This window comes from Clostridium sp. AM46-21 (genome assembly GCF_003480025.1).
In the GTDB taxonomy this organism is placed as follows: Bacteria; Bacillota; Clostridia; order Lachnospirales; family Lachnospiraceae; genus Coprococcus; species Coprococcus ammoniilyticus.
The window spans coordinates 199,140-222,221 of the sequence record NZ_QUIB01000001.1; the positions used below are offsets into that span (position 1 = coordinate 199,140).

The 23,082-nt window shown below is 39.4% G+C and carries 19 protein-coding genes and 3 pseudogenes; 19 read left to right on the forward strand and 3 right to left on the reverse strand.

The features are described 5' to 3' along the window. The first annotated feature begins 5 nt into the window (after positions 1-5). Complete coding sequence (mscL, locus tag DW959_RS00950) at positions 6-431, forward strand: large conductance mechanosensitive channel protein MscL (RefSeq protein WP_021943786.1); 426 nt, start codon at positions 6-8, stop codon at positions 429-431. Positions 432-639: 208 nt separating this feature from the next. Further along, a pseudogene (gene eno, locus DW959_RS00955) lies at positions 640-1,928 on the forward strand (phosphopyruvate hydratase). A gap of 7 nt (positions 1,929-1,935) precedes the next feature. Here eno and DW959_RS00960 read toward each other — a convergent pair. Beyond that, positions 1,936-2,544, reverse strand: a complete 609-nt coding sequence (locus tag DW959_RS00960) for a nucleotidyltransferase family protein (protein WP_347475292.1) — start codon at positions 2,542-2,544, stop codon at positions 1,936-1,938. Further along, positions 2,460-3,182 carry a nucleotidyltransferase family protein gene (locus DW959_RS00965; RefSeq protein WP_118614980.1) on the reverse strand — a complete coding sequence of 241 codons (723 nt, stop codon included), beginning with the start codon at positions 3,180-3,182 and terminating at the stop codon, positions 2,460-2,462. Before DW959_RS00965 ends, DW959_RS00960 begins: the two co-directional genes overlap by 85 nt. 322 nt (positions 3,183-3,504) lie before the next feature. On the opposite strand from DW959_RS00965, the pseudogene recA reads away from it, so the two are divergent. The 13 genes and pseudogenes from recA (at position 3,505) to DW959_RS01030 (ending at position 15,535) form a co-directional block, all read left to right on the forward strand. Beyond that, positions 3,505-4,535: pseudogene (gene recA / locus DW959_RS00970) on the forward strand (recombinase RecA). Between the two features lie 19 nt (positions 4,536-4,554). Further along, the gene (locus DW959_RS00975) at positions 4,555-5,160 is read left to right on the forward strand and encodes a RecX family transcriptional regulator (protein ID WP_117807619.1); all 606 of its coding nucleotides are present in this window, start codon (positions 4,555-4,557) and stop codon (positions 5,158-5,160) included. A gap of 143 nt (positions 5,161-5,303) precedes the next feature. Further along, entirely contained in the window at positions 5,304-6,860 is a 1,557-nt protein-coding gene (gene rny / locus DW959_RS00980; protein ID WP_021943791.1) for a ribonuclease Y, read from the forward strand. A gap of 87 nt (positions 6,861-6,947) precedes the next feature. Beyond that, a complete protein-coding gene (locus tag DW959_RS00985) occupies positions 6,948-7,487 on the forward strand; it encodes an NUDIX hydrolase (RefSeq protein ID WP_117807618.1) in 540 nt (179 codons plus the stop codon). Between the two features lie 133 nt (positions 7,488-7,620). After that, on the forward strand, positions 7,621-8,115 hold the full coding sequence (locus DW959_RS00990; RefSeq protein ID WP_147340246.1) for a hypothetical protein: 495 nt from the start codon (positions 7,621-7,623) through the stop codon (positions 8,113-8,115). Between the two features lie 166 nt (positions 8,116-8,281). Continuing rightward, complete coding sequence (gene xerD / locus DW959_RS00995) at positions 8,282-9,160, forward strand: site-specific tyrosine recombinase XerD (RefSeq protein WP_117807616.1); 879 nt, start codon at positions 8,282-8,284, stop codon at positions 9,158-9,160. Positions 9,161-9,413: 253 nt separating this feature from the next. Further along, a complete protein-coding gene (locus DW959_RS01000) occupies positions 9,414-10,085 on the forward strand; it encodes a formate/nitrite transporter family protein (protein ID WP_347475289.1) in 672 nt (223 codons plus the stop codon). 364 nt (positions 10,086-10,449) lie between these two features. Then, a complete protein-coding gene (locus tag DW959_RS01005; protein WP_117807614.1) occupies positions 10,450-10,845 on the forward strand; it encodes a hypothetical protein in 396 nt (131 codons plus the stop codon). 121 nt (positions 10,846-10,966) lie between these two features. Further along, positions 10,967-12,169, forward strand: coding sequence for an ABC transporter permease (locus DW959_RS01010; RefSeq protein WP_117807613.1), 1,203 nt, complete (start codon positions 10,967-10,969; stop codon positions 12,167-12,169). Positions 12,170-12,199: 30 nt separating this feature from the next. Beyond that, positions 12,200-13,483: an ABC transporter permease gene (locus DW959_RS01015; protein WP_182430038.1), complete on the forward strand. Its 1,284-nt coding sequence runs from the start codon at positions 12,200-12,202 to the stop codon at positions 13,481-13,483. Further along, positions 13,484-14,161: an ABC transporter ATP-binding protein gene (locus DW959_RS01020; protein ID WP_117807611.1), complete on the forward strand. Its 678-nt coding sequence runs from the start codon at positions 13,484-13,486 to the stop codon at positions 14,159-14,161. Beyond that, positions 14,127-14,516: a hypothetical protein gene (locus DW959_RS01025; protein WP_147353055.1), complete on the forward strand. Its 390-nt coding sequence runs from the start codon at positions 14,127-14,129 to the stop codon at positions 14,514-14,516. The genes DW959_RS01020 and DW959_RS01025 overlap by 35 nt, the downstream gene beginning before the upstream one ends. A gap of 260 nt (positions 14,517-14,776) precedes the next feature. After that, positions 14,777-15,535: a hypothetical protein gene (locus DW959_RS01030; RefSeq protein ID WP_118614989.1), complete on the forward strand. Its 759-nt coding sequence runs from the start codon at positions 14,777-14,779 to the stop codon at positions 15,533-15,535. 231 nt (positions 15,536-15,766) lie between these two features. Here DW959_RS01030 and aroC read toward each other — a convergent pair whose 3' ends face one another. Continuing rightward, positions 15,767-16,864, reverse strand: coding sequence for a chorismate synthase (gene aroC / locus DW959_RS01035; RefSeq protein WP_117807609.1), 1,098 nt, complete (start codon positions 16,862-16,864; stop codon positions 15,767-15,769). 345 nt (positions 16,865-17,209) lie between these two features. Between aroC and rpsO the strand changes: the two genes are divergently transcribed. The 4 genes and pseudogenes from rpsO (at position 17,210) to DW959_RS01055 (ending at position 23,048) form a co-directional block, all read left to right on the forward strand. Further along, on the forward strand, positions 17,210-17,476 hold the full coding sequence (gene rpsO, locus DW959_RS01040) for a 30S ribosomal protein S15 (protein WP_008400751.1): 267 nt from the start codon (positions 17,210-17,212) through the stop codon (positions 17,474-17,476). Positions 17,477-17,693: 217 nt separating this feature from the next. Then, a complete protein-coding gene (locus tag DW959_RS01045) occupies positions 17,694-19,796 on the forward strand; it encodes a polyribonucleotide nucleotidyltransferase (RefSeq protein ID WP_118614992.1) in 2,103 nt (700 codons plus the stop codon). Positions 19,797-19,824: 28 nt separating this feature from the next. Further along, positions 19,825-22,220: pseudogene (locus DW959_RS01050) on the forward strand (N,N'-diacetylchitobiose phosphorylase). A 168-nt stretch (positions 22,221-22,388) separates the two neighbouring features. Then, on the forward strand, positions 22,389-23,048 hold the full coding sequence (locus DW959_RS01055) for an ATP-dependent Clp protease proteolytic subunit (RefSeq protein ID WP_118615031.1): 660 nt from the start codon (positions 22,389-22,391) through the stop codon (positions 23,046-23,048). Positions 23,049-23,082 lie beyond the last annotated feature (34 nt).

Genomic DNA, 23,082 nt, shown 5'->3' on the forward strand with positions numbered 1-23,082 from the left:
GACAAATGAAGAAATTTTTTCAGGAGTTTAAAGAATTTGCATTAAAGGGAAATGTTCTGGATATGGCGATCGGTGTTATCATCGGTGGTGCTTTTTCAGGACTGGTAACTTCACTGACAGACTGTTTTATCAATCCACTCATTGGATGTATCGGTGGTGCCGAAGTACAGGGCAAGATTCATTTGTTGGGAGACCAGTATATTGATTATGGCTCGTTCATTACAGCAGTGATCAACTTCATCATCATGGCATTTATCATTTTCCTTCTGATGAAAGGAATTAAAAAGCTGTTATCTCTTGGAAAGAAAGAGGAAGTTGCGGCACCTTTAACAAGAAAATGTCCATATTGTTATGGTGACATTGATGTTAAGGCTACAAAATGTATGTATTGTACATCTGACGTAGAGCCAACTGTAAAAGCAGAAGAATAAAAAGAACGATGTTCTGTGTTATATGGACACAGAACGGAGTAACAATATAAAAACAAATAAAAAATACCTGCCGGAGAAGCATAGTTACAGATGCTTTATCCGGCAGGTATTTTTTATAAGATGAATACTTTGGAAAAAAGTGTGAATACTATAAAAGAATAAAAATTGCCAATAATTGTACGGATAGAAAGGCAGAATGGAGAATCACATGAATAGATTGGAAATTATTGAAATTAAAGCGAGAGAAATACTTGATTCCAGAGGAAATCCTACAGTTGAGACCGATGTTACGCTGGCATGTGGATGCAAGGGTAGGGCAATGGTTCCGTCCGGTGCATCCACCGGACAATACGAAGCGCATGAGCTCGGGATGAAGAAAAACGTTACATGGGACAGGGGGTTTACGGAGCCTGCAACAATGTAAATAACAGAATTGCAGATAAACTGATCGGAATGGATGTAACAAGACAGATTGATATTGACCGTATTATGATCGAGGCAGATGGAACTGAGAATAAGACACGGTATGGCGCAAATGCCATGCTGAGTGTATCCCTTGCCTGTGCCAAGGCGGCTTCGCTGGCACTTGGAATGCCGCTTTACCGGTATCTTGGCGGAGTAAATGCAAAGCGTCTTCCGGTTCCGATGATGAATATATTAAATGGTGGAAAGCATGCGGATAATACTGTTGATTTTCAGGAGTTTATGATTGCTCCGGTAGGTGCAGAATCCTTTAAGGAGGCAATGGAGATCGCCTGTGAGATTTATCATACGCTGAAGATTGAATTGAATGTCAGAAATTTGAGCACAGGAGTTGGAGATGAAGGTGGATTTGCACCGAATCTTGCAACCACATATGAAGTACTGGATCTGTTAGTAGAGGCAATCGCAAAGGCCGGGTATAATCCGGGAGTCGATGTACAGATCGCAATGGATGCGGCAGCATCGGAATTATATGATGTAGCTTCTGACCGATATATCTTTCCGGGAGAATCCCGGATGACCGGAAAGGAAATCCGGAGAAATTCAGAGGAGATGGTCCAGTTCTATGAGGATCTGGTGACAAGATATCCGATTTATTCGATCGAAGACGGACTGGATGAGAATGATATGAATGGCTGGAAGGTTCTGACCTACCGGCTTGGAAATCGTATCCAGTTAGTTGGAGATGATCTCTTTGTTACAAATAAAAAACGACTGAAAAACGGAATTGAAGATGGAATTGCAAATTCAATCCTGGTAAAGGTGAACCAGATCGGAACTCTGACAGAGGCAATGGATGCTGTGGAAACGGCTCATAAAGCCGGATATTCGTCGGTGATTTCCCATCGGTCCGGGGAAACAGAGGATACATTTATTGCGGATCTGGCTGTGGCTATGAATTGCGGACAGATCAAGACCGGAGCACCAGCCAGAAGCGAACGTACAGCGAAATACAACCAGCTTCTCCGGATTGAAGAGGAGCTTGGCAAAAATTCCATATACGGAATGGAATGATCACCAATTAAGAACGAACAGGAAGCCGGGCGGTAAAATCGTCCGGTAATTCTGTTTTATAGGCTGCATAGACAGCCGTGTTATATAAGCGCGTTGCTTTGATATCCTGTTCAAAAAGTAAACGGCCGGTATCGGAAAGGAAACGGATGCCATCTGCCGGCTTTGTAAAGACAGGAAGGTCACTGTTTCTCTTAATCTGACGGATCACATCGGAGCCGGATCGGTTCAACGCAAGAATATGTCCATAGTGATTCCAGCCGCTTTCTTTATACATGGACATAGTATTCTTTCGGATGCCCAGAATAAAATGCAGCAATGCACGGTTGATCCTTGTCTGGGTAAGATCTTTGGATTTTAAGGATTCAGCAATTGCAGCATATGACTGCAGAAGATTTGTTTTTTTCAGTTTATTATACAGCTTGTCTGTCATATCAACCGTGTCAGGAGCATCATTCTGCATGATTAAACAGTATTGCAGGATGGATGTTAAATGATTCTCGAAAATCGGATAGGTATGCAGATATTCTGTCTTCAGCAGATCAGCGGATACGGCTGGAAGAACCTGATAAAAGGTTTTAAATAATGCATCCGGTTCTTCAGTGTGGTCTGTACTGATCTGCTGTAATAATGGCGGATCGCGGAAGCTGAACAGATCGATCCTGTGATATCCTCACTGTTATATCCTGCGGAGGTCCTTTTTATAATATATGGTTTTATAGAGGAACGTGTTTTCTTCAGCGCTGAGAGATATTCGACTGCAAGGATGTTGTTTGGTTCCTTCAGAAGATCAGCACCGGCAGGACAACAGCTTTTTATGGCATCTGCCCGTGCTGACGGATAGGACATTCCTTCCGCCAGATTATTTTTTAGACATGCGGAAAATGAGGCTGGTTCATCAATCAGAATTTCAGCTACAGATTCCAGAAGAGACAGATCATCACATTCCGCACCAAAAATCAGATAATCTACAGTGTTCAGTTTGTTCAGAAGGTCGACACCCGCATAAGCAAAATCCCTTGCGCTTGCTGTTGCATAGACAACCGGAAGCTCAAATACCGCATCGACTCCGGAGGCAACAGCCATTTCGGCACGCATAAACTTGTTGCAGACAGCAGGAAGTCCTCTTTGAAGAAAATTACCGCTCATAACAGAAATAATATGGGAACAGTCAAGTTCGGAATGGGTCTGTTCGATCTGGTAGCGATGTCCATTGTGAAATGGATTATATTCTGTAATGATACCTGCAGTCAGCATAAAAATTCCTCCTGAAATAAAATATATTTTCTAAATTATATTTTATATTTTTTCTTCTGTAAAGTATGATATAATTGGGATGTGCATGAAGATAGGGCTTTGTCCCTACGGTTTTGATGCACTTTTTTATTGCGTTTTTGAAAATGATGTACGATATTTTACGCATAACAGGTAGTATGGTATAGAAAGGTAGAAAAAGACTGTTAGAAATACAGAAATGAAAAATATCCGTAAGATCATAGATTAAGGATTGACATTTCGATAAAAGTTGAGTAGTATAATAACAGGAATCGAACATTTGTTTATGGAGGTAGTTTGAAAGATGATTAAAGATGATGATAAGAAGAAAGCGCTGGATGCAGCGTTAGCACAGATTGAGAAGCAGTATGGTAAAGGATCTGTTATGAAGTTAGGAGATTCTTCAGCCAATATGAATATAGAAGTAATACCAACAGGATCATTAAGCCTTGATATTGCACTTGGACTTGGTGGAGTTCCGAGAGGAAGAATTATAGAAGTATTCGGACCTGAGTCCAGTGGTAAGACAACAGTTGCATTACATATTGTTGCAGAGATACAGAAACGTGGCGGTATTGCTGGCTTTATTGATGCAGAACATGCATTGGATCCTGTATATGCGAAGAATATCGGTGTCAATATTGATGACCTCTATATCTCACAACCGGATTGCGGTGAACAGGCACTTGAGATCACAGAGACAATGGTGCGCTCCGGTGCAGTAGATGTGATCATTGTCGATTCGGTTGCAGCCCTTGTTCCAAAGGCAGAGATCGATGGTGAGATGGGAGATTCTCATATGGGACTTCATGCAAGACTGATGTCACAGGCACTTCGTAAGCTGACGGCAGTCGTAAGCAAAACAAATTGTGTTGTAATATTCATCAATCAGCTTCGTGAGAAAGTTGGTGTTGTATTTGGTAATCCGGAAGTAACAACCGGTGGACGTGCATTGAAGTTCTATGCATCTGTTCGTATGGATGTCAGAAGATTGATACTCTGAAGATGGGTGGAGAGATCGTTGGTAACCGTACCAGAGTAAAGGTTGTGAAGAACAAGGTTGCACCTCCGTTCAAAGAGGCTGAATTTGATATTATGTTTGGTAAAGGTATTTCCCGTGAAGGAGATATCCTGGATCTGGCAGTAGCAAATGATATTGTAGATAAGTCCGGTGCATGGTATGCATATATGGGAGATAAGATCGGACAGGGACGTGAGAATGCAAAGGCATTTCTTGCAGAGAATCCGGCTATCTGTGCTGAGATCGATGAGAAGATCCGTGAGAAGCTTGGCTTAGTTGAAACTGAGGATGCAGAGGGAACAGAAACAGAATAAGTAGAGGGTGCCTGTATATATGCTTGTAACAGATATTAAGAAGATTGATGATAAGAGAAGCTGTCTGTATCTGGATTATGAGGCGTTTGGTCCGTTATATGCATCTGATATACGAAGATTGAAGCTGACGGTCGGATCAGAAACTGATGCAGAGAAAATGCAGCAGTTCCGGTCAGAATATTTCTTTAAACGTGCGATGAACAAGGCGGTTACAGCTATTAAGTATTCTGAAAAATGTGAATATGACATCCGGCAGAAGTTAAAGGAACTTTGCTATGATGAAGAAGTGATCGATACGACGCTTGATAAACTAAAAAAATATAAGTATATTGACGATGCCAGATATGCATCAGTTTATGTCCGGAGTCATATCCAAAGGAAAAGCAGACGAGAGATCACATTTGCATTGTCATCCAAGAAAATATTGAATGAATGGATTGAACAGGCATTTGAAGAAAACCAGCTTCCGGATGAAAGAGAGATCGTAGAGAAACTGATCCGGAAAAAATGTCCGGTTTCGGAACTTTCAGATAAAAGAGAAAAAGTAACAGCATTTCTTGTCCGAAAGGGATATCCGTATCGTCTGGTTGCTTCCTGTATCTCGGAAATATTAGAAATGGGGTAGTCAGTAATATAAGAAAAGTTGCACAGAAAACAGGGCGAAAAATTGTTGTTTTTGTTTGTTTTCACTTGACATAATTAGTAAAAAATATTAAACTTAAATAGTTGTATAAGTGTACAATGAAAACTTAATAAGGAGGTGCTCCTGTGAGTGGTGATATTGCGTGGATAATCATTTATATTTGCATCCTTGTTGTATGTATCGTTGCCACATGGTTTATTGCTATTGCATATAGAAAAAATATTGCAGAAGCGAAGATTGGTAAGGCAGAAGTAGCAGCAAGGGAGATTATAGATGAAGCTCAGAAGGATGCTGAGGCGAAAAAGCGTGAGATTTTGCTTGAGGCAAAAGAAGATGCTTTGAAGACGCGGAATGACCTTGAAAAAGAAGTCAAGGACAGACGTGGAGAGATTTCACGAATGGAGAAACGAGTTCTCGCCCGTGAAGAAAGTATCGACCGTAAGACGGAAGCTATCGAGAAAAAAGAAGCAAGTCTTGCATCCAAGGAAGGTCAGCTTGAAAAGCAGAAGGCAAAAGTAGAAGAGCTTCAGGCAAGACGTTTACAGGAACTGGAAAGAATTTCAGGTTTAACCTCTGAACAAGCGAAGGAATACTTATTAAAAACTGTTGAAGATGAAGTAAAACATGAAACAGCAGTTATGGTCAAGGAATTAGAAACCAGAGCTAAAGAAGAAGCGAACAAGAAGGCAAAGGAATATGTTGTATCTGCAATCCAGAAATGTGCAGTGGATCATGTAGCAGAAACAACAATTTCACTGGTACAGTTACCTAACGATGAGATGAAGGGTAGAATAATTGGTCGAGAGGGTAGAAATATCCGTACTCTTGAAACCATGACAGGTGTAGATCTGATTATTGATGATACACCGGAAGCAGTTATTCTCTCAAGCTTTGATCCTGTTAGAAGGGAAGTTGCAAGAATTGCACTTGAGAAGCTGATTGTCGATGGAAGAATCCATCCGGCAAGAATCGAAGAGATGGTAGAAAAAGCGCAGAAGGAAGTAGAAACCATGATGCGTGAAGAAGGTGAAGCAGCAACCCTTGAGGTTGGCATTCACGGAATTCATCCTGAATTAGTGAGACTTCTTGGTAAGATGAAGTTTAGAACAAGCTATGGACAGAATGCATTAAAGCATTCTATCGAAGTAGCACATTTATGTGGTTTATTGGCCGGAGAAATAGGTGTCGATGTCAAAGTTGCGAAACGTGCCGGATTACTTCATGATATCGGTAAATCTGTAGATCATGATATGGAAGGCTCTCATGTACAGATTGGTGCTGACTTATGTAGAAAGTATAAGGAATCACCGATTATTGTAAATGCAGTAGAAGCTCACCATGGCGACGTTGAACCAGAATCCCTGATAGCATGTCTTGTACAGGCTGCAGATGCAATCTCAGCAGCAAGACCGGGTGCTAGAAGAGAGACTCTGGAGACTTATACTACACGTCTTAAGAAACTGGAGGATATTGCAAACTCCTATAAGGGTGTAGAGAAGACATATGCTATTCAGGCAGGTAGAGAGATTCGAGTAATAGTTGTTCCTGAACACGTTAATGATTCCGATATGGTATTACTTGCAAGGGATATTGCAAAGCAGATTGAAAATGAGCTGGAATATCCTGGACAGATCAAGGTTAATATCATAAGAGAGTCTCGCGTTGTAGATTATGCTAAGTAATTATTTTCAGCCTGTGGAATAAAATGTTCCACAGGCTTTTTTAGTGAATGAAAAATATGAAAAATATGGATAGCTGGGAGGCAACAGATGGATCAGAAATTTATCAGAGAGAAAAAAGAACTGGCATATCATGCTCATATATTTGATGTATATAATGATTATTTGAGACTGCCGGATGGAAAACATGTAGTATATGATCTGGTCAATCATGTAGATGGCTGTTGTGTCTTGCCGGTGGATGAAGATGGAAACCTGATCCTGGTAAGTCAATATAGAAATGCGGTAGATGATATAACCTTAGAGGTTCCTGCCGGCTGTATGGAAGAGGGAGAAGATCCGGGTCAGTGCGCAGTCAGGGAATTGGAAGAGGAAACCGGATATATTGCACAGGAACTTCGATTTGTAACAAAGACATATCTTGCGATCGGTACCAGTAATGAGCAGACCTATATTTATATTGCAACCGATCTGAAAAAGGGAATCAGACAACTGGATCCGGAAGAATTTATCCGAATCCGGCGGCTTTCATTGGCAGAAGCCATGACTATGATACAGACAGGAGAGATCGTTGATTCAAAAACTATTATTGCAATCCTGGCATATGCTGTAGAACAAATGAAGAAATAAATACCAGATGCAGTATAGCAAAAATAAATCACCATGAGTATATCCAGACGAATCATAGTAGATGAGAATGGTGGTTTTATTGTTTGTTGCATATATTGGGACAGGAAAACATATGTATACGAGGGGGGATGATATGAAACGTAAATTTATATGGGCAATGTTCTGGATCGGCCTGATCCTTGGAACCTTGCTTGTAAACACACAATTAAATGTGCAGGAGATATTAGACCAGACAGGTATACAGACCGGAAAACAGGAACTGATCGCTTTGATCTGTAAAAGAATCGTGGAGCTGGTAGCGGTTGTAGCTCTTTTGAAGCTTGTTCCGGATAAAGCATCCGATGGTGCTCTTATGGGAATATCCGGACTGATCACCGGTATGATGGTTTCACTATATGCGATGAACGGAACTATGTTGTGTGCGTTTGCATTTTATATGATTGTTTTGATTATTGTGGGATTATATGCAATTGTTGTTAAAATTATATGTGGAACAACAGGAGAAGGGATGAGTCAGATTGCTGCTATGGTTGTCAGATTGCATAATTCTTTTTGGGGAACGGCAATTATTGTTACAATTTTATTACTGAATATTATTCTGGAAGTAAAAATTCTGAAATTTTTTTGAAAAAGTTTTACTACATGTGGTATACATAATTCTGTATAGACACATGATTTGGTGAAAACAAAGAAATTACGAAAAAACCTTGATTTTGCTTATAAAAATTATGTTTGATTTTATAGAAATTTGTATTTATAATGATATTTAGTCTACATAATAAGGGGAAAAATGCGTGGAAATTTACATAGAGAAATATGTTGATTATCTCAAAAATATTAAGAAATCAAGTGAAAATACAGTAGCTTCTTATCAGCGCGATCTTGTGAAGTTTTCTGATTTCTACCGGGAGAATGGAACAGAGGATATTCGTTCGATAAATGAGACAAATATCAACACTTATGTTCTGTATTTAGAAAAAAACGGAAAATCAATGGCTACTGTATCAAGAAGCATAGCTTCGATCAAGTCATTTTTTGGATTTCTTTTTCGAGAGAAAATACTGATGGATGACCCGTCAGTTAATATCAAGCCTCCAAAGATTGAAAAGAAAATGCCGGATATCTTAACGATAGAGGAAGTGAACCGGCTTCTTGACCAGCCGGGAGACCAGTCTCCGAAGGAAATTCGTGACCGGGCAATGTTAGAGCTGTTATATGCGACAGGAATCCGTGTATCGGAGCTTGTTACATTGAAGATTACAGATGTGAATCTGAAGATGGGTTACATTGAATGCCATGACCTCAGAAAGTCGAGAATTATTCCAATCGAAGATTCAGCACAGCGCGCACTTGATAATTATATCTCGAATGTTCGAGTCGATATGTGTAAGGATTCAGAATATTTATTCTCAAACTGCAAGGGAACACCGATGACCAGACAAGGCTTCTGGAAGATTATCAAGGTATATGCCGATAAAGCAGGAATAGATAAGGATATTACACCACATATGATCCGTCATTCGTTTGCGTCACATCTTGTAAATAACGGTGCAGATTTAAAGGCTGTACAGGAAATGTTGGGACATGCAGATATCTCAACGACACAGATTTATCTGAACAGCAGGCAGAGCCGCTTAAAAGAGGAATATCAGAAAGCACATCCGCGGGCATAGGCGGAATGAATATAGCAGAAAACGATAAATGTCAGTCGACGGGCTTGTTGGCTGGGCAAAGCATAAGTTGCGGAATGAACATAGCAGAAAACATATTTGTGGGCGGTTGTGCCGTATACAATGTTAATACGCAGCAAAGTATGGATTGTACGAAAAAAAGTACATGGAAATAGTTGCATCTTGTCTGTAAAATAGAATATAATCCTTTCGGTTGATAAAAGTTTAAAAGTGTAGAACGACAGGAGAAAGAAAAATGGAGAACAATTATTACTCACCGGTACAGATTCTGGAAAATAATATAAAGGCAGGCATCAATAAAGCAAACATGGGTCTGCTTAAGATGATATTACTTGGTATGTTCGCAGGTATGTTTATTGCGATCGGAGCAGAGGGGTCAAACCTTGCAGCTCATAATCTGACAGGTGTAGGCGTTGCAAGAACATTAACAGGCGTGGTTTTCCCGATCGGTCTTATGATGTTAGTTGTAACCGGCGGTGAGTTATTTACAGGAAACTGTATGCTGACAATGGCACTTGCAGACCATAAGATCAAAGCATTACAGATGATAAAAAACTGGGTTGTTGTATATTTCAGCAATATGCTTGGCTCTATACTGACAGCAGCTTGTGTATATGCTTCTGGTCAGTATGATTACTCAGATGGAGCACTTGGAGCATTCACGATCAAGGTTGCCATGGGTAAAGCAGATATTGATATCAGCAAAGCAATCTTTTCCGGTATCCTTTGTAATATTTTGGTATGTATCGCAGTATTGATGAGTAGTGCAGCGAAAGATCTGATCGGTAAGCTGTTTGGAGCATTTTTCCCAATCTTGATCTTCGTTATCTCAGGGTTCGAACACTGTGTTGCAAATATGTACTACATTCCGGCAGGATCATTGCATCAGGCAACAGCAAATATTTAGATAAAGCCTGTGAGCTTTATGGATATACATCAGCACAGATTTCAGATACACTTACAGTTGGCGGTTTTGTTCATAATCTGCTGCCGGTTACGCTTGGTAATATCATTGGTGGCGGCATCGTCGTATCACTGGGACTGTATGCGGCGCATCTGGTGCTTGATAAGAAAGAAAAATAAAAAAGAAAACAGCATTTTGGATATGTTAAAAAGGTCTTGTAGTTATATATAACTACAAGGTCTTTTTTGTAATTTTAAAATACTATATGTCAACATATATTTAGAAAATATAAATATATGTTGACATATATAATACGCATATGCAATACTACAATTGCAACCATTATATTGCATAAAAGGGAGGAAAAATGAAGAAGATAAAAAGGAATATAATATTATTGGCATGTTGTATTACATTATTTAGTTCATTTGTTGTTTCGGCAACATCGGCGAGTAACTCTATAACTAATGGAGCTGCAACATTAACAGGATCGGCTCGTATGTATGATTATAGTAAGAAAAAAGATAACTGCATCATGACTGCAGCATTGGGGGGAGGAAAGGCAACTGAAGCTACATCAGGTTCAATATCTGGTAAAATACAGGGTATAGATGTAAAAGTAAAAAGAATGGATACGGGTAATTTAAATAAAAAAAATAAAACCTATAGTGATTCAAAAATTGTTAGTGATGCATATTGTGTATTTACTGTTACAATATCATTAAAAGGTGCAGATTCTAAAGAAATATATGCACACGATTAATATATAATACAAGAAGATGTACATATAATGGTTGTAGATTATCAAAGGAAGATTAAAATGAGGATAAGAGATAAAGAATTTTTTACATATAATGGTTGTAGATTATCAAAGGAAGATTAAAATGAGGATAAGAGATAAAGAATTTTTTAGGTTGTTTTTGGTCGTTTATACACTTATATTTATAATTATTTTTCAATGCTTTGATATTATTAATAAAATGCAGGCTGAGTTAAAGGGAAGGTTATATAATGGCAATTATTCTAATTTGGCAGGAATTGAAACAAAGTGTGATGTATGTATGAATCATCTTAAGGCAGAATATAATCAGGCGGGTGAACTTGAAGCTATGTCGATTGATGTTCCAGATAGGCATAGACAGAAGGAACATCTTGAAACTGCCAAAATGATCATAAAAGCAATGTATGGAAGAAAGTTCACGGTGTATTCATATGCCAATGTTCGGGTTAGTGGAATGCTTCAGGAAAGGTCAGAACTGGCAGTTTTTTCATTGAAGGATGAATTGCCATTTAATATCACTAAGGGGCGATCAATATGTTCGGACGATTTAGAGAAAAAAGCTCGAGTTGCAATTGTATCTGAGGATATGATAAATACAATGGTGAAAAAAGAAGAATATTATTACATAAAAATTAATAATGAAGAGTATCAAGTTGTTGGAATTTATGAACCTGTTGCAGATAAGGCAGATGTGTGTTTTGCCTATTTTCCTCAAACAGAATATCAATTTGAGGAATTCTGCAGGAATTTTATAGATAATATTTTTTCAATTTCTAATATGAAGTGGGGAATATTTGGAGTTTATATTGGATCAGAAAATAGTTTTGATATAAATGAAATAGATGAATTTATTTCGGAACTTGAAAAAATATCCGATACAACATTTGATATAAAAGTAATAGATCGTTCGATTGCATCACCGAATGAAAAAATAAAAGCGTTAATTATAATATATGTATTATTGTTATTCTTTTGTATTGTTGTTTATATTCAGGTGATTGATATGTTTACAAAAAAAAGATATAAAGATTATGTAATATATCGTGCCTGTGGTTGCAACTGCAATATGATCGCAAGAAGATTATTTATGGAGATGCTGCCAATGTTTATCTGTTCATTTATTGCAGTTTTTATTGCAAATAGCGTATATAATGTCTGGCTGACAGATTCTGTATGGTATAGTATTTCATATGATGGTGTTGCGTTTATGGCAGGAACATCTGTTGTTCTTGTTTATATGTCAATTTTCATCATAATTATGAAGTTGCGTCGGATTAATCTGGCAGAAGGGATTATGGATCTATAAATGAAACTTAGGTATTTATGGAAAATTACGTTGGATAATGAATGGAAACAAGGAATTCGAAGTTTTTTTAATGTTATTCTATATATTGTTGGAATTACAATAATTGGACTTCTGGTGTATTTTGTCAGTCTAGAAACAGATACGAAGAAGTCGGTAGAGCGTTCTATACGAAAAGAAATAAAAACATTAGGAAGCATAAGTGTTGAAGGGAATCCTTCAGATATTCAGTATAATTCAAATTTTGATCTTTTGAAAGTTGTTAAAAGTTTTAGTGGCATAGATGCATGTTCATCTGGATGGGGAAATGGTTCACTGGCAATATCCGGAGACTGGCGTATCGAATATGATGCATCGGAATACAGAGATGAAGACTTGAAATTACTGCAAGATATACAAAAAAAGAATGTTTATGATCCCGGATATGCAATACAGGGGAAAAGTTTGGAAACTACCTGGCTGGACGCTGGAGCGTGGGATATGATGAAAATTGATCTGCTGCAAGGCAGATGTCCTTCTGAGATTGATTATGCTTTATATGGTGATGCGATTCCAATCTATCTGGGGTATCGTTATAAAGATAAAGTGCAGCTGGGAACCCGCCTTATACATGGAGAAGAGGTTTATGTTGTAGAGGGGATTCTGAAGAAGAACAGTGTATTAGCTCCAAATAGTGATGATCTGATGAACATGTATCCGGAAGACCAGAATGCGATACCTTATCAAATACTTGATTATAGCATTTTGATAATTTTAAATTCAGAAATGGACAATACATATAATTGTTTTTTTACATTAAAAGATGGTTATTCATTTGATGATGTTCAAAGTTATCTGGATGCGTTAAATTTGAACCCGGATGTAGAATTTTACATCAATAGTGTAGAAAAATATCTGGATAATATGAGCAGGGAGTCAGAAAGGAAAGAAATGACTGGGTTATTTGTGTATGTCACTGTGATTGTGTGTTTGATTCTGTCGTGCTTTGAAATTAACACCATATTGGCACAGAGAAGAGAGTTTGGGATACTTCTTGCTTATGGGCTATCGCATAGAGATATTATAAAGATGGTATTGATTGATAATATAAAAAAATTGATCATTGCAATTCTGATTATGACGTGCGTAATAGCCGGTAAACTGGCAGCGGACATTATGGTAGAGAATATGACATTTTATATGCTGAAGAATACGATTTACAGTCGGTTGGTCTTGACGATTGGAATGATAGGGATATTGCTTGTTCTTTTGGTCTGTATTGTACCGTCAATTCTGTTAAAGAAAATATCTCCGGCGGAATTACTTGGAGGAAAATAAATGATTCAATTAAAAGAAGCAAAAAAAATATACAAAAATGGCAGGACAGAATATCCTGCGTTGAATGGGATAGACCTGACGATAGAAAATGGAGAATATGTTGCAATTATTGGAACATCCGGATCGGGAAAAAGTACACTTTTAAATATCATAGGTGGGATGGATCAGACAACAGATGGTCAGTATCTGTATGATGAAAAGAATGTTAGCAAAATGAATTCTCATGCGCTTCATTTGTTTCGAAAGGAATATGTGAGCTTTGTATTCCAACGATTTGCACTATTGAATCAGTATAGTGTATATGAAAATGTGGAAGTACCGCTTCTTGCAAAGGGAATAGAGAAGAATGAACGTAAGAAAAAAGTTCTTTCCGCATTGATGCAGGTTGGAATTCAGGATTTGTATAAGAAAAAGCCAAGTGAGCTTTCGGGAGGGGAACAACAGCGGTGTGCAATTGCCAGAGCGTTGGTTATGGATACTCCTGTTGTACTTGCAGATGAACCGACAGGTTCTCTGGATAAAAACTCAGGCATTAAGGTTATGAAGCTTTTAGAAGGACTGCATGAGCAGGGAAAGACCTTGATAATTGTAACACATGATATAGATATAGCAGAGCATGCTGATCGTATAATACAGATTGAGGATGGAAAGATTATTGCTGATACAAAAAAGAATTAAAAAATATTTATTATTGATAGGCGGAATTGTTATATTGCTTTCAGGTTGTGATAAAAAAGAAAGCAGTGATATGTTTGTGCTGGATCAGGAGAAAAAGTCGATACAGGGAGAGGTTCAAAATAGTGAATTAGGGGGAAAACTGAAAGTGCCGCAAAGCGTTGATTGCAAGATGGAAACAGAAGATGCCGACTTACAAGCAATATTGATATCAGATAAGTCTGTCTGTATTCCAGATGTAGAACAACTTTATACAATGAAGTGCAGCAGAGAGAGACTGGATGCATCATACAAAAAGAAAATTTCAGAAGCAATATTTGGCGAAACAGCCTGTATATATATGATGGCAACCCATTAATATCTGAATGTGATGAACAAATCCAATATTGCAAAAACAAGCAAAATATTTCGGATACATTTTATAAACAATATTACCAGGCGAGTATAGAGGAACTGGAGCAACAGAAAAAAACTGCACAGGAGATAAGAGAAAAGAATATTGATTTTTCGGCGGATCAGTACATTGGTATGATTAACGATCAAAAATATCTTCTTACATTTTATGGAAACGAAGACTATTGTGAATCCTTTGAACTAATGTTGTATCCGGAGAATTCAATGGAGAAATTTTTTGAGATTGATAACGGATATGGACTTGTTCAACCGACAGATATATTGTCTGAAAATGAGTTGCTGTATTCGGATCTTTTGAATTATAGTGAAAATGAAGAAGATCTTTCAGCCGGGAATCAATGTAGTAAAACAATAGAGGAAGCGATAGATACCGCTTTGGGCTATGCTGGTGCATGTGTCTCATTGCCTGTTGATACGGGATGTGTAGAACCATTTTGTGTATCCTATATAAAGGGTGAAACAGAGGAAGAAGTACTTTTGTGTGATGGATATTCTATAACATTTCTTCCGAAAATTGAACAAGTTACTCCTTTTGTGTCAGATTTGTATTATGTAGAAAGTATAGCAGGTCAATATGACAACAGAAATGACAGCCAATCAAGCATTATGACAAACGGTTTAATATTACGCATTGTAATATCTTCGAAAGGTGTGGTTGGCATTGGTTGTGTAATGCCGGTGAAACAGGATGAAAAAGCGAAAAAAGTGGAACGGCTTTTAACGTGGGATGAGATTATGGAAGCCTTGAAAAATGGCTTGCCGGAATACCTCAAAAAGCATGGTGCGTCATATTCGCAAATTGCATTTAATCATGTAGAACTAACATACTATTTAGAAGAAACAGAGGAGGAATATTGTTATATTCCTGTATGGCTTTTTGCAAATATTGATGCACAGTTACAGGTTCCAGATCAGCTTATTCTACTGGATGCAAGAAATGGAAGATTTGTAGAAATAAAATAATATTCCAGATATACAAAATACAACTGCCCCATATAGAATAACATTGTGAAGATTTCGTTTTTTCGATGTATATTGCCAGTAAATACAAGTGCTTGTTTGATCCGTAGGTGAGTTAACACAGGAGTATTACGAATCAGGCATATACATCGAATAGAAATTGCAACAAGTCATCTGTATGGGGCAGTTGGTTGTATGTGGGAAAGTCCATACTGTAGAGAACAGCAAATCTCACTATTTATAAAACTCCACCAGCTTGTCCATTCTTGCGGACATGTTGTCAAACAGCGCATTCATGATTGTGATCGCAGCCATAGATTCTACAACGACTACAGCGCGGGGACCGATGATTGGGTCGTGTCTGCCGCGGATCGACACATCAATATTTTCACCGGATTTATTGATTGTTTTCTGTTTGCTGGCGATCGATGGTGTAGCCTTGAAATGACAGGTGAGCAACAGATCAGAACCGTCGCTGATTCCGCCAAGGATTCCACCGGCATGGTTCGAGTTCTTATTTACAACACCATCTTCGATATGGAAACCGTCATTATCATAAGAGCCGGTATTTTCGGATACCATGACGCCATCCCCGATCTCAACCGCTTTTACGGCACCAATCGACATAAGGGCTTTGGCGAGATTTGCATCTAATTTATCAAAGACCGGATCACCAAGACCTGCCGGAACACCGGATACGATACATTTGACAGTAGAACCGATCGAATCATTTTGTGCCATGATATCAGAAAGATATGCAGATGCAGCTGCGCAGCTTTTTGCATCCGGCATGTTCAGTTCATTCTTTGAGATATAGTCTGCATCAAAGTCGGCAGGGTCGGATACGATATCGCCGATCGATGAGACATAGGTTGTAAATGAGATATTCAATGTCTTTAAGATCTTTGCAGCGATCGCACCGGCAGCAACTCTGCCGATCGTTTCTCTGCCGGAGGAACGGCCGCCACCACGGTAATCGCGAAAACCATATTTCTGGTCAAAGGTATAATCAGCATGTCCCGGACGATAGTAGGTAGCGATGTCACCGTAATCACCGGAGCGCTGGGAGGTGTTCCGAACCATCAGTGAGATCGGAGTGCCTGTGGTCTTTCCCTCGAATACACCGGAAAGGATCTCTACCTGATCGGATTCCTTTCTTGGCGTTGAGAACTGGGAGAAGCCCGGACGCCTGCGGTTTAAGTATACCTGAATATCATCCTCGGTAAGTGGAAGACCGGCAGGACAGCCGTCAATGACAACACCGAGTGCTTTTCCATGGGATTCGCCCCATGTAGTGATCTTGAATTTATTTCCAAATGTTGAACCTGACATAATAAGTAATCTCCTTCATGTAGAATAAACACAGACAGCATTTTACATTTGATGTGTCTGTGTCAGATGTCTGAAGAACAGTATATTTATATTGCTCTCCATATCGTCATGATGCTATTATATAGTAGTTGAAAAACAAAAAGCAACAGAAAATGCTTGTTATATAGTAGTTGAAAAACAAAAAATATGTTTTGTGCAGCCAAAAACACAGAAAACCCTGATTTTAAAGTTGACACACCTTTGAAAGTGTGGTAGTCTGACAAAGGTCAGCCTGTACTTAGTTTAAGGAGTCTCCGTCCTTTTACCCAGTTCAGGCCAAGTATAATATTATGGAGGATTGTTATTATGATAACAAAAGAGCAGAAACAGGAAATCGTTGCTAAGTACGGCAAGGATGCAAATGACACAGGTTCAGCAGAAGTACAGATTGCACTTCTTACAGCAAGAATCAATGATTTAAACCAGCACTTTAAGGCTAATCCTAAGGATCACCACTCAAATCGTGGTCTGTTAAAGATGGTTGGTCAGAGAAGAAACATGCTTGCTTACTTAAAGAGCAAAGACATTGAGCGTTACAGAAAGCTGATCGAGAGCCTTGGCTTAAGAAAATAATTTCTGCATCACAGATAAGAAAGACAGGTTGTTCCAATGTATGTTGGGATGGCCTGTTTTTTTTGGATTCAATCTTGTATTTGACATATGAGTATGCTAAACTTTAAGAGATTGCGGCATGGCAATTCGAGACTTCTACAAGCTGTATCTATAAGGTGCGTCTTGTAGTTGTTTCGAGCCTGCTGCGGTTAATAATAGAAAAACAGGAGAAAAGAAAATGAGCAAAGAATTTAAGACTTATTCTATGGACATTGCCGGCAAGACACTTCGTGTTGATATCGGCAGAGTAGCAGCACAGGCAAATGGCGCTGCATTTATGCATTATGGTGATACAACTGTATTATCAACGATCACTGCATCTGAGAAGCCAAGAGACGGAATCGACTTCTTCCCATTAAGCGTTGAATATGAAGAGAAGATGTATGCAGTAGGAAAGATCCCTGGCGGATTCAATAAGAGAGAGGGAAAAGCATCTGAGAATGCAGTACTTACATCCCGTGTTATCGACCGTCCTATGCGTCCATTATTCCCTAAGGATTACAGAAATGATGTTACATTAAACAACCTTGTTACATCTGTTGATCCTGAGTGCAGACCAGAGCTGGTTGCCATGCTTGGTTCAGCTATCGCAACAGCAATTTCAGATGTTCCATTCTGCGGACCATGTGCAATGACACAGGTTGGTATGATCGATGGAGAATTCATCATTAACCCATCACAGAAACAGTGGGATGAGGGTGATCTGAAGCTTACAGTTGCATCTACAAGCACAAAGGTTATCATGATCGAGGCTGGTGCAAATGAGATCCCTGAGGACAAGATGATCGAAGCAATCTACAAGGCACATGATGTAAACCTTTCTATCATTGAATTCATCAACAAGATGGTAGAAGAAGTTGGTAAGCCAAAGCATGATTATGTAAGCTGTGCAATTCCGGAAGAATTATTTGCAGCTATGAAAGAGATCGTAACTCCTGCTGAGATGGAAGTTGCTGTATTTACAGATGAGAAGCAGGTAAGAGAAGAAAATATCAGACAGATCAGAGAGAAGTTAGAAGAGGCATTTGCTGACAATGAAGAATGGCTTGCACTGATCCCTGAAGCATTATATCAGTATCAGAAGAAGACAGTTAGAAAGATGATCTTAAAGGATCATAAGAGACCGGATGGACGTGCGATCAACCAGATCAGACCACTTGCTGCTGAGGTTGATATCATTCCTAGAGTACATGGTTCTGCAATGTTCACTCGTGGACAGACACAGATCTGCGATATCGTAACTCTGGCTCCATTATCAGAGATCCAGAAGATCGATGGCTTAGATGAGAATGTAGTATCCAAGAGATACATGCATCACTATAATTTCCCATCATATTCTGTTGGTGAGACAAAGGTATCCAGAGGACCGGGACGTCGTGAGATCGGACATGGTGCACTTGCTGAGCGTGCTCTGCTTCCAGTATTACCATCTGTAGAAGAGTTCCCATATGCGATCCGTGCCGTATCTGAGACATTTGAGTCAAATGGTTCTACTTCTATGGCATCTACCTGTGCATCCTGTATGTCACTGATGGCTGCCGGCGTACCATTAAAGTCAATGGTTGCAGGTATTTCTTGTGGTCTGGTTACAGGTGATACAGATGATGATTATGTAGTATTAACAGATATTCAGGGGCTGGAAGATTTCTTCGGAGATATGGACTTCAAGGTAACCGGTACTTATAAGGGTATCACAGCAATCCAGATGGATATCAAGATCCACGGATTGACAAGGCCGATCGTAGAAGAAGCTATCGCGAGAACAAGAGAAGCAAGATTATTCATTATGGACGGTGTTATGAGCAGCGCAATTCCTGCACCAAGAACACATGTCAACGAATATGCTCCAAAGATCGTTCAGATCAAGATCGATCCTGATAAGATCGGCGAAGTAATTGGACAGAGAGGAAAGACAATTAATACGATCATTGAGGAGACAGGCGTTAAGATCGATATCGATGATGATGGAAACGTATCTGTATGCGGCGTTGATCAGGAGAGCATGGACAAGGCTATGAACATGATCAAGATGATCGTTGAGCCACTTGTTGTTGGTGATGACTACAAGGGTAAGGTTGTCAAGATCCTTGATTGTGGTGCGATCGTTTCACTTGCACCAAACAAAGACGGTCTGATCCATATTTCAAAGCTTTCTGATAAGAGAGTAGCAAAGGTTGAAGACGTTGTAAATGTAGGCGACGACGTTGTTGTTAAGGTTATCAAGATCGACGAAAGAGCTGGACGTATCAGTCTCAGCTTAAAGGACGTTGAGAATAAATAAAACAAAAAATATACGGGAGGGTATGTGTGTGAAATACGGACATTTTGATGAAACCAGAAAAGAATATGTAATAGACAGACCGGATACTCCTGCACCTTGGGCGAACTACCTTGGTTCGCCTGCCTATGGTGCAATTATCTCCAATAATGCAGGTGGTTACAGCTTTGAGAAGAGTGGTGCAAACGGAAGAATTATCCGTTACATCTTCAATAGCTTTGACCAGCCGGGAAGATATGTATACTTAAGAGATGACGATACTTCAGATTTCTGGTCAGCATCCTGGCAGCCGGTAGGCAAGAGCCTGGATGAGTATAAGAGCGAATGTCATCACGGAACTGCATATACGAATATTATGGCAGATTATTCCGGTATCCATTCTGAGGTACTTTATTATGTACCGCTGGATAAGACACATGAGGTATGGAATGTAACTCTTACAAACAAATCCAATAAGACCAGGCATCTGTCTGCGATCGGTTTCTGTGAATTTACAAATGACTGTAACTATGAGCAGGATCAGGTAAACTTACAGTATACATTATTTATTTCAAGAACCTATTACAGAGATCAGAAGATCCTTCAGGTGATCAATGAGAATGTAGTTAATGATTCAGTGGATGGAAATGCTGTAAACAAGCGTTTCTTCGGACTTGCAGGCAGTGAAGTTGCTTCTTACTGTGGAGATAAAGAAGAATTCCTTGGTATGTATCACACATATGCTGACCCGGTTGCTGTTATCAATGGTGACTGTGGTAATAAATTAAACTATAACGAGAATTCTTGTGGCGCGCTTCAGACAAAGGTGACGCTTGCACCTGGTGAATCAAAGACATTTTCATTCATCCTTGGTATGAAGGACGAGGCTGCAGCAAATGAGATCATGAAAGCCTATGAAGATGAGAAGACCTGCGCTGCAGAGCTTCAGGAGCTGATCGATTACTGGCATGGCAAGTTGAATAACTTCCAGGTTAAGACACCGAGCGAGTCATTTAACAACATGATCAATACATGGAATTCTTATCAGTGCTTTATGACCTTTATCTGGTCAAGAGCTGCATCCTTTACATACTGTGGTCTGAGAAACGGTTATGGCTACAGAGATACCGTACAGGATATTCAGGGTATCATCCATCTTGCACCGGAAATGGCACTGGAAAAGATTCGTTTCATGTTATCCGCTCAGGTAGATAATGGTGGCGGACTTCCGCTGGTTAAGTACACACACAACCCTGGTCATGAGGATACACCAGATGATCCATCTTATGTAAAAGAGACCGGACATCCTGCATATCGTGCAGATGATGCATTATGGTTATTCCCGACCATTTACAAATATATCGCAGAGTCAGGTAATATTGGTTTTATAGATGAGGTTATCCCATTTGCAAATAAGGATGAAGGAACCGTATACGAGCATTTGAAGAGAGCAATCGACTTCTCTATGAATCGTCTGGGTGACAATGGAATGCCTGCAGGACTTCATGCGGACTGGAACGACTGCTTAAGACTTGGCAAGCGTGGAGAGTCTACATTTGTAGCAATGCAGCTTTATTATGCAATGACTGTAATTAAGTATTTTGCAGAGTTAAAAGACGATGCAGATTATATTGACTATATCAATGAGATCCAGTATAAGATGGGTAACACCATTCAGGAGAAATGCTGGGAAGATGACCGTTATATCCGTGGATATAAAGAGGGCGGTATGGTGATCGGTTCCAAGAATGATCCTGAAGCAAGCATGTGGCTGAACCCTCAGTCATGGGCAGTTATCAGTGGCCTTGCTACCAGAGAACAGAGCGAGCTTGCATTGGAATCTGTTCACAGAGAATTAAATACACCATATGGTGTCAGACTGATGTTCCCGCCATATAAGGAGCATGCGTTTGACGGAGCACTGATGCTTCTGTTCAATGCAGGAACAAAGGAGAATGCAGGTATCTTCTCACAGCCACAGGGCTGGATCATCCTGCTGAAGCATTGATGGGACATGGTAATCGTGCATTTGAATACTTTGACGAGAGTTCACCGGCATCTATGAATGATAAGGCTGAGGTTCGTAAGTTAGAGCCTTACTGCCATGGTCAGTTCACGGAGTCAGTTGGAAGTCCTTATGAAGGCCGTTCCCATGTTCACTGGCTGACAGGAACAGCATCCACCTGTATGGTTGGATGTGTTGAGGGTATCATGGGTATGCGTCCTGATTTCTACGGAATTAAGATCGCACCTGCAGTACCATCCGACTGGAAAGAGTTCGATATCACAAAGAACTATCGTGGCAAGAAGTTAAATATTCATGTTACGAATCCGGACGGACATGAAAGTGGCTGCCAGAGCATGACTGTAAATGGAAAGGCGATGGAAGATAACTATATTCTATTTGATGAACTGGATGATGTAAATGAGATTACACTCGTTATGTAATTTATGAATAATTTCATATAAAGTATCAAACAATAGGCAGGAAGAAATGAAAAAATCTTCCTGCCTGTTATTTTTTGCAAAAAAGTTATGGTTGAATGGGAAAGCAAAAATGATATTCGTATTTATACAGGCGGAACATTTCTGACTATAAGAAAGGAAGTCGTTTATATGGATCAGGAATTAAAAAGACAGGAACTCATTGTAGAAAATGGTCAGATCATCATAAATGGAAACAGTGAAAAATATAATATATTGTTACTTGATATCATCGGGGAGATTGAGGGGCATGTCAGTCTGCCATCCGATACCAAGACTACAAAATATGAGCATGTATTGCCAGAGCTTGCGGTTGTTCAGGATGACGAGAGCATCAAAGGTGTGCTTGTATTATTAAATACAGTAGGCGGGGATGTAGAAGCAGGTCTTGCAATAGCAGAAATGCTGGCATCAATCAGCAAACCGGTTGTTACACTGGTGCTTGGAGGAAGTCATTCAATCGGTGTGCCACTTGCAGTATCAGGTAATGTATCATTTATCGTACCGACAGCAACGATGGTCGTGCATCCTCTCAGAGTATCCGATACTGTGCTAGGTGTGAGACAAAATTACGAATATATCGAACGGATGCAGGATCGAATCATACAGTTTACGTCTTGTCATTCCAAGATCGGTGAAGATTCATTAAGATCGATTATGTTCAATACACAGGAATTATCCAAAGATATCGGTTCGGTTCTTGTTGGAAAAGAAGCGGTCGAATGCGGCATTATTGACAGGATCGGAGGAATATCGGCTGCATTAAACAAACTCTATGACTTGATAAATTGATGGAATGATAGTAAAATAGGCTGATGGTTCGTTT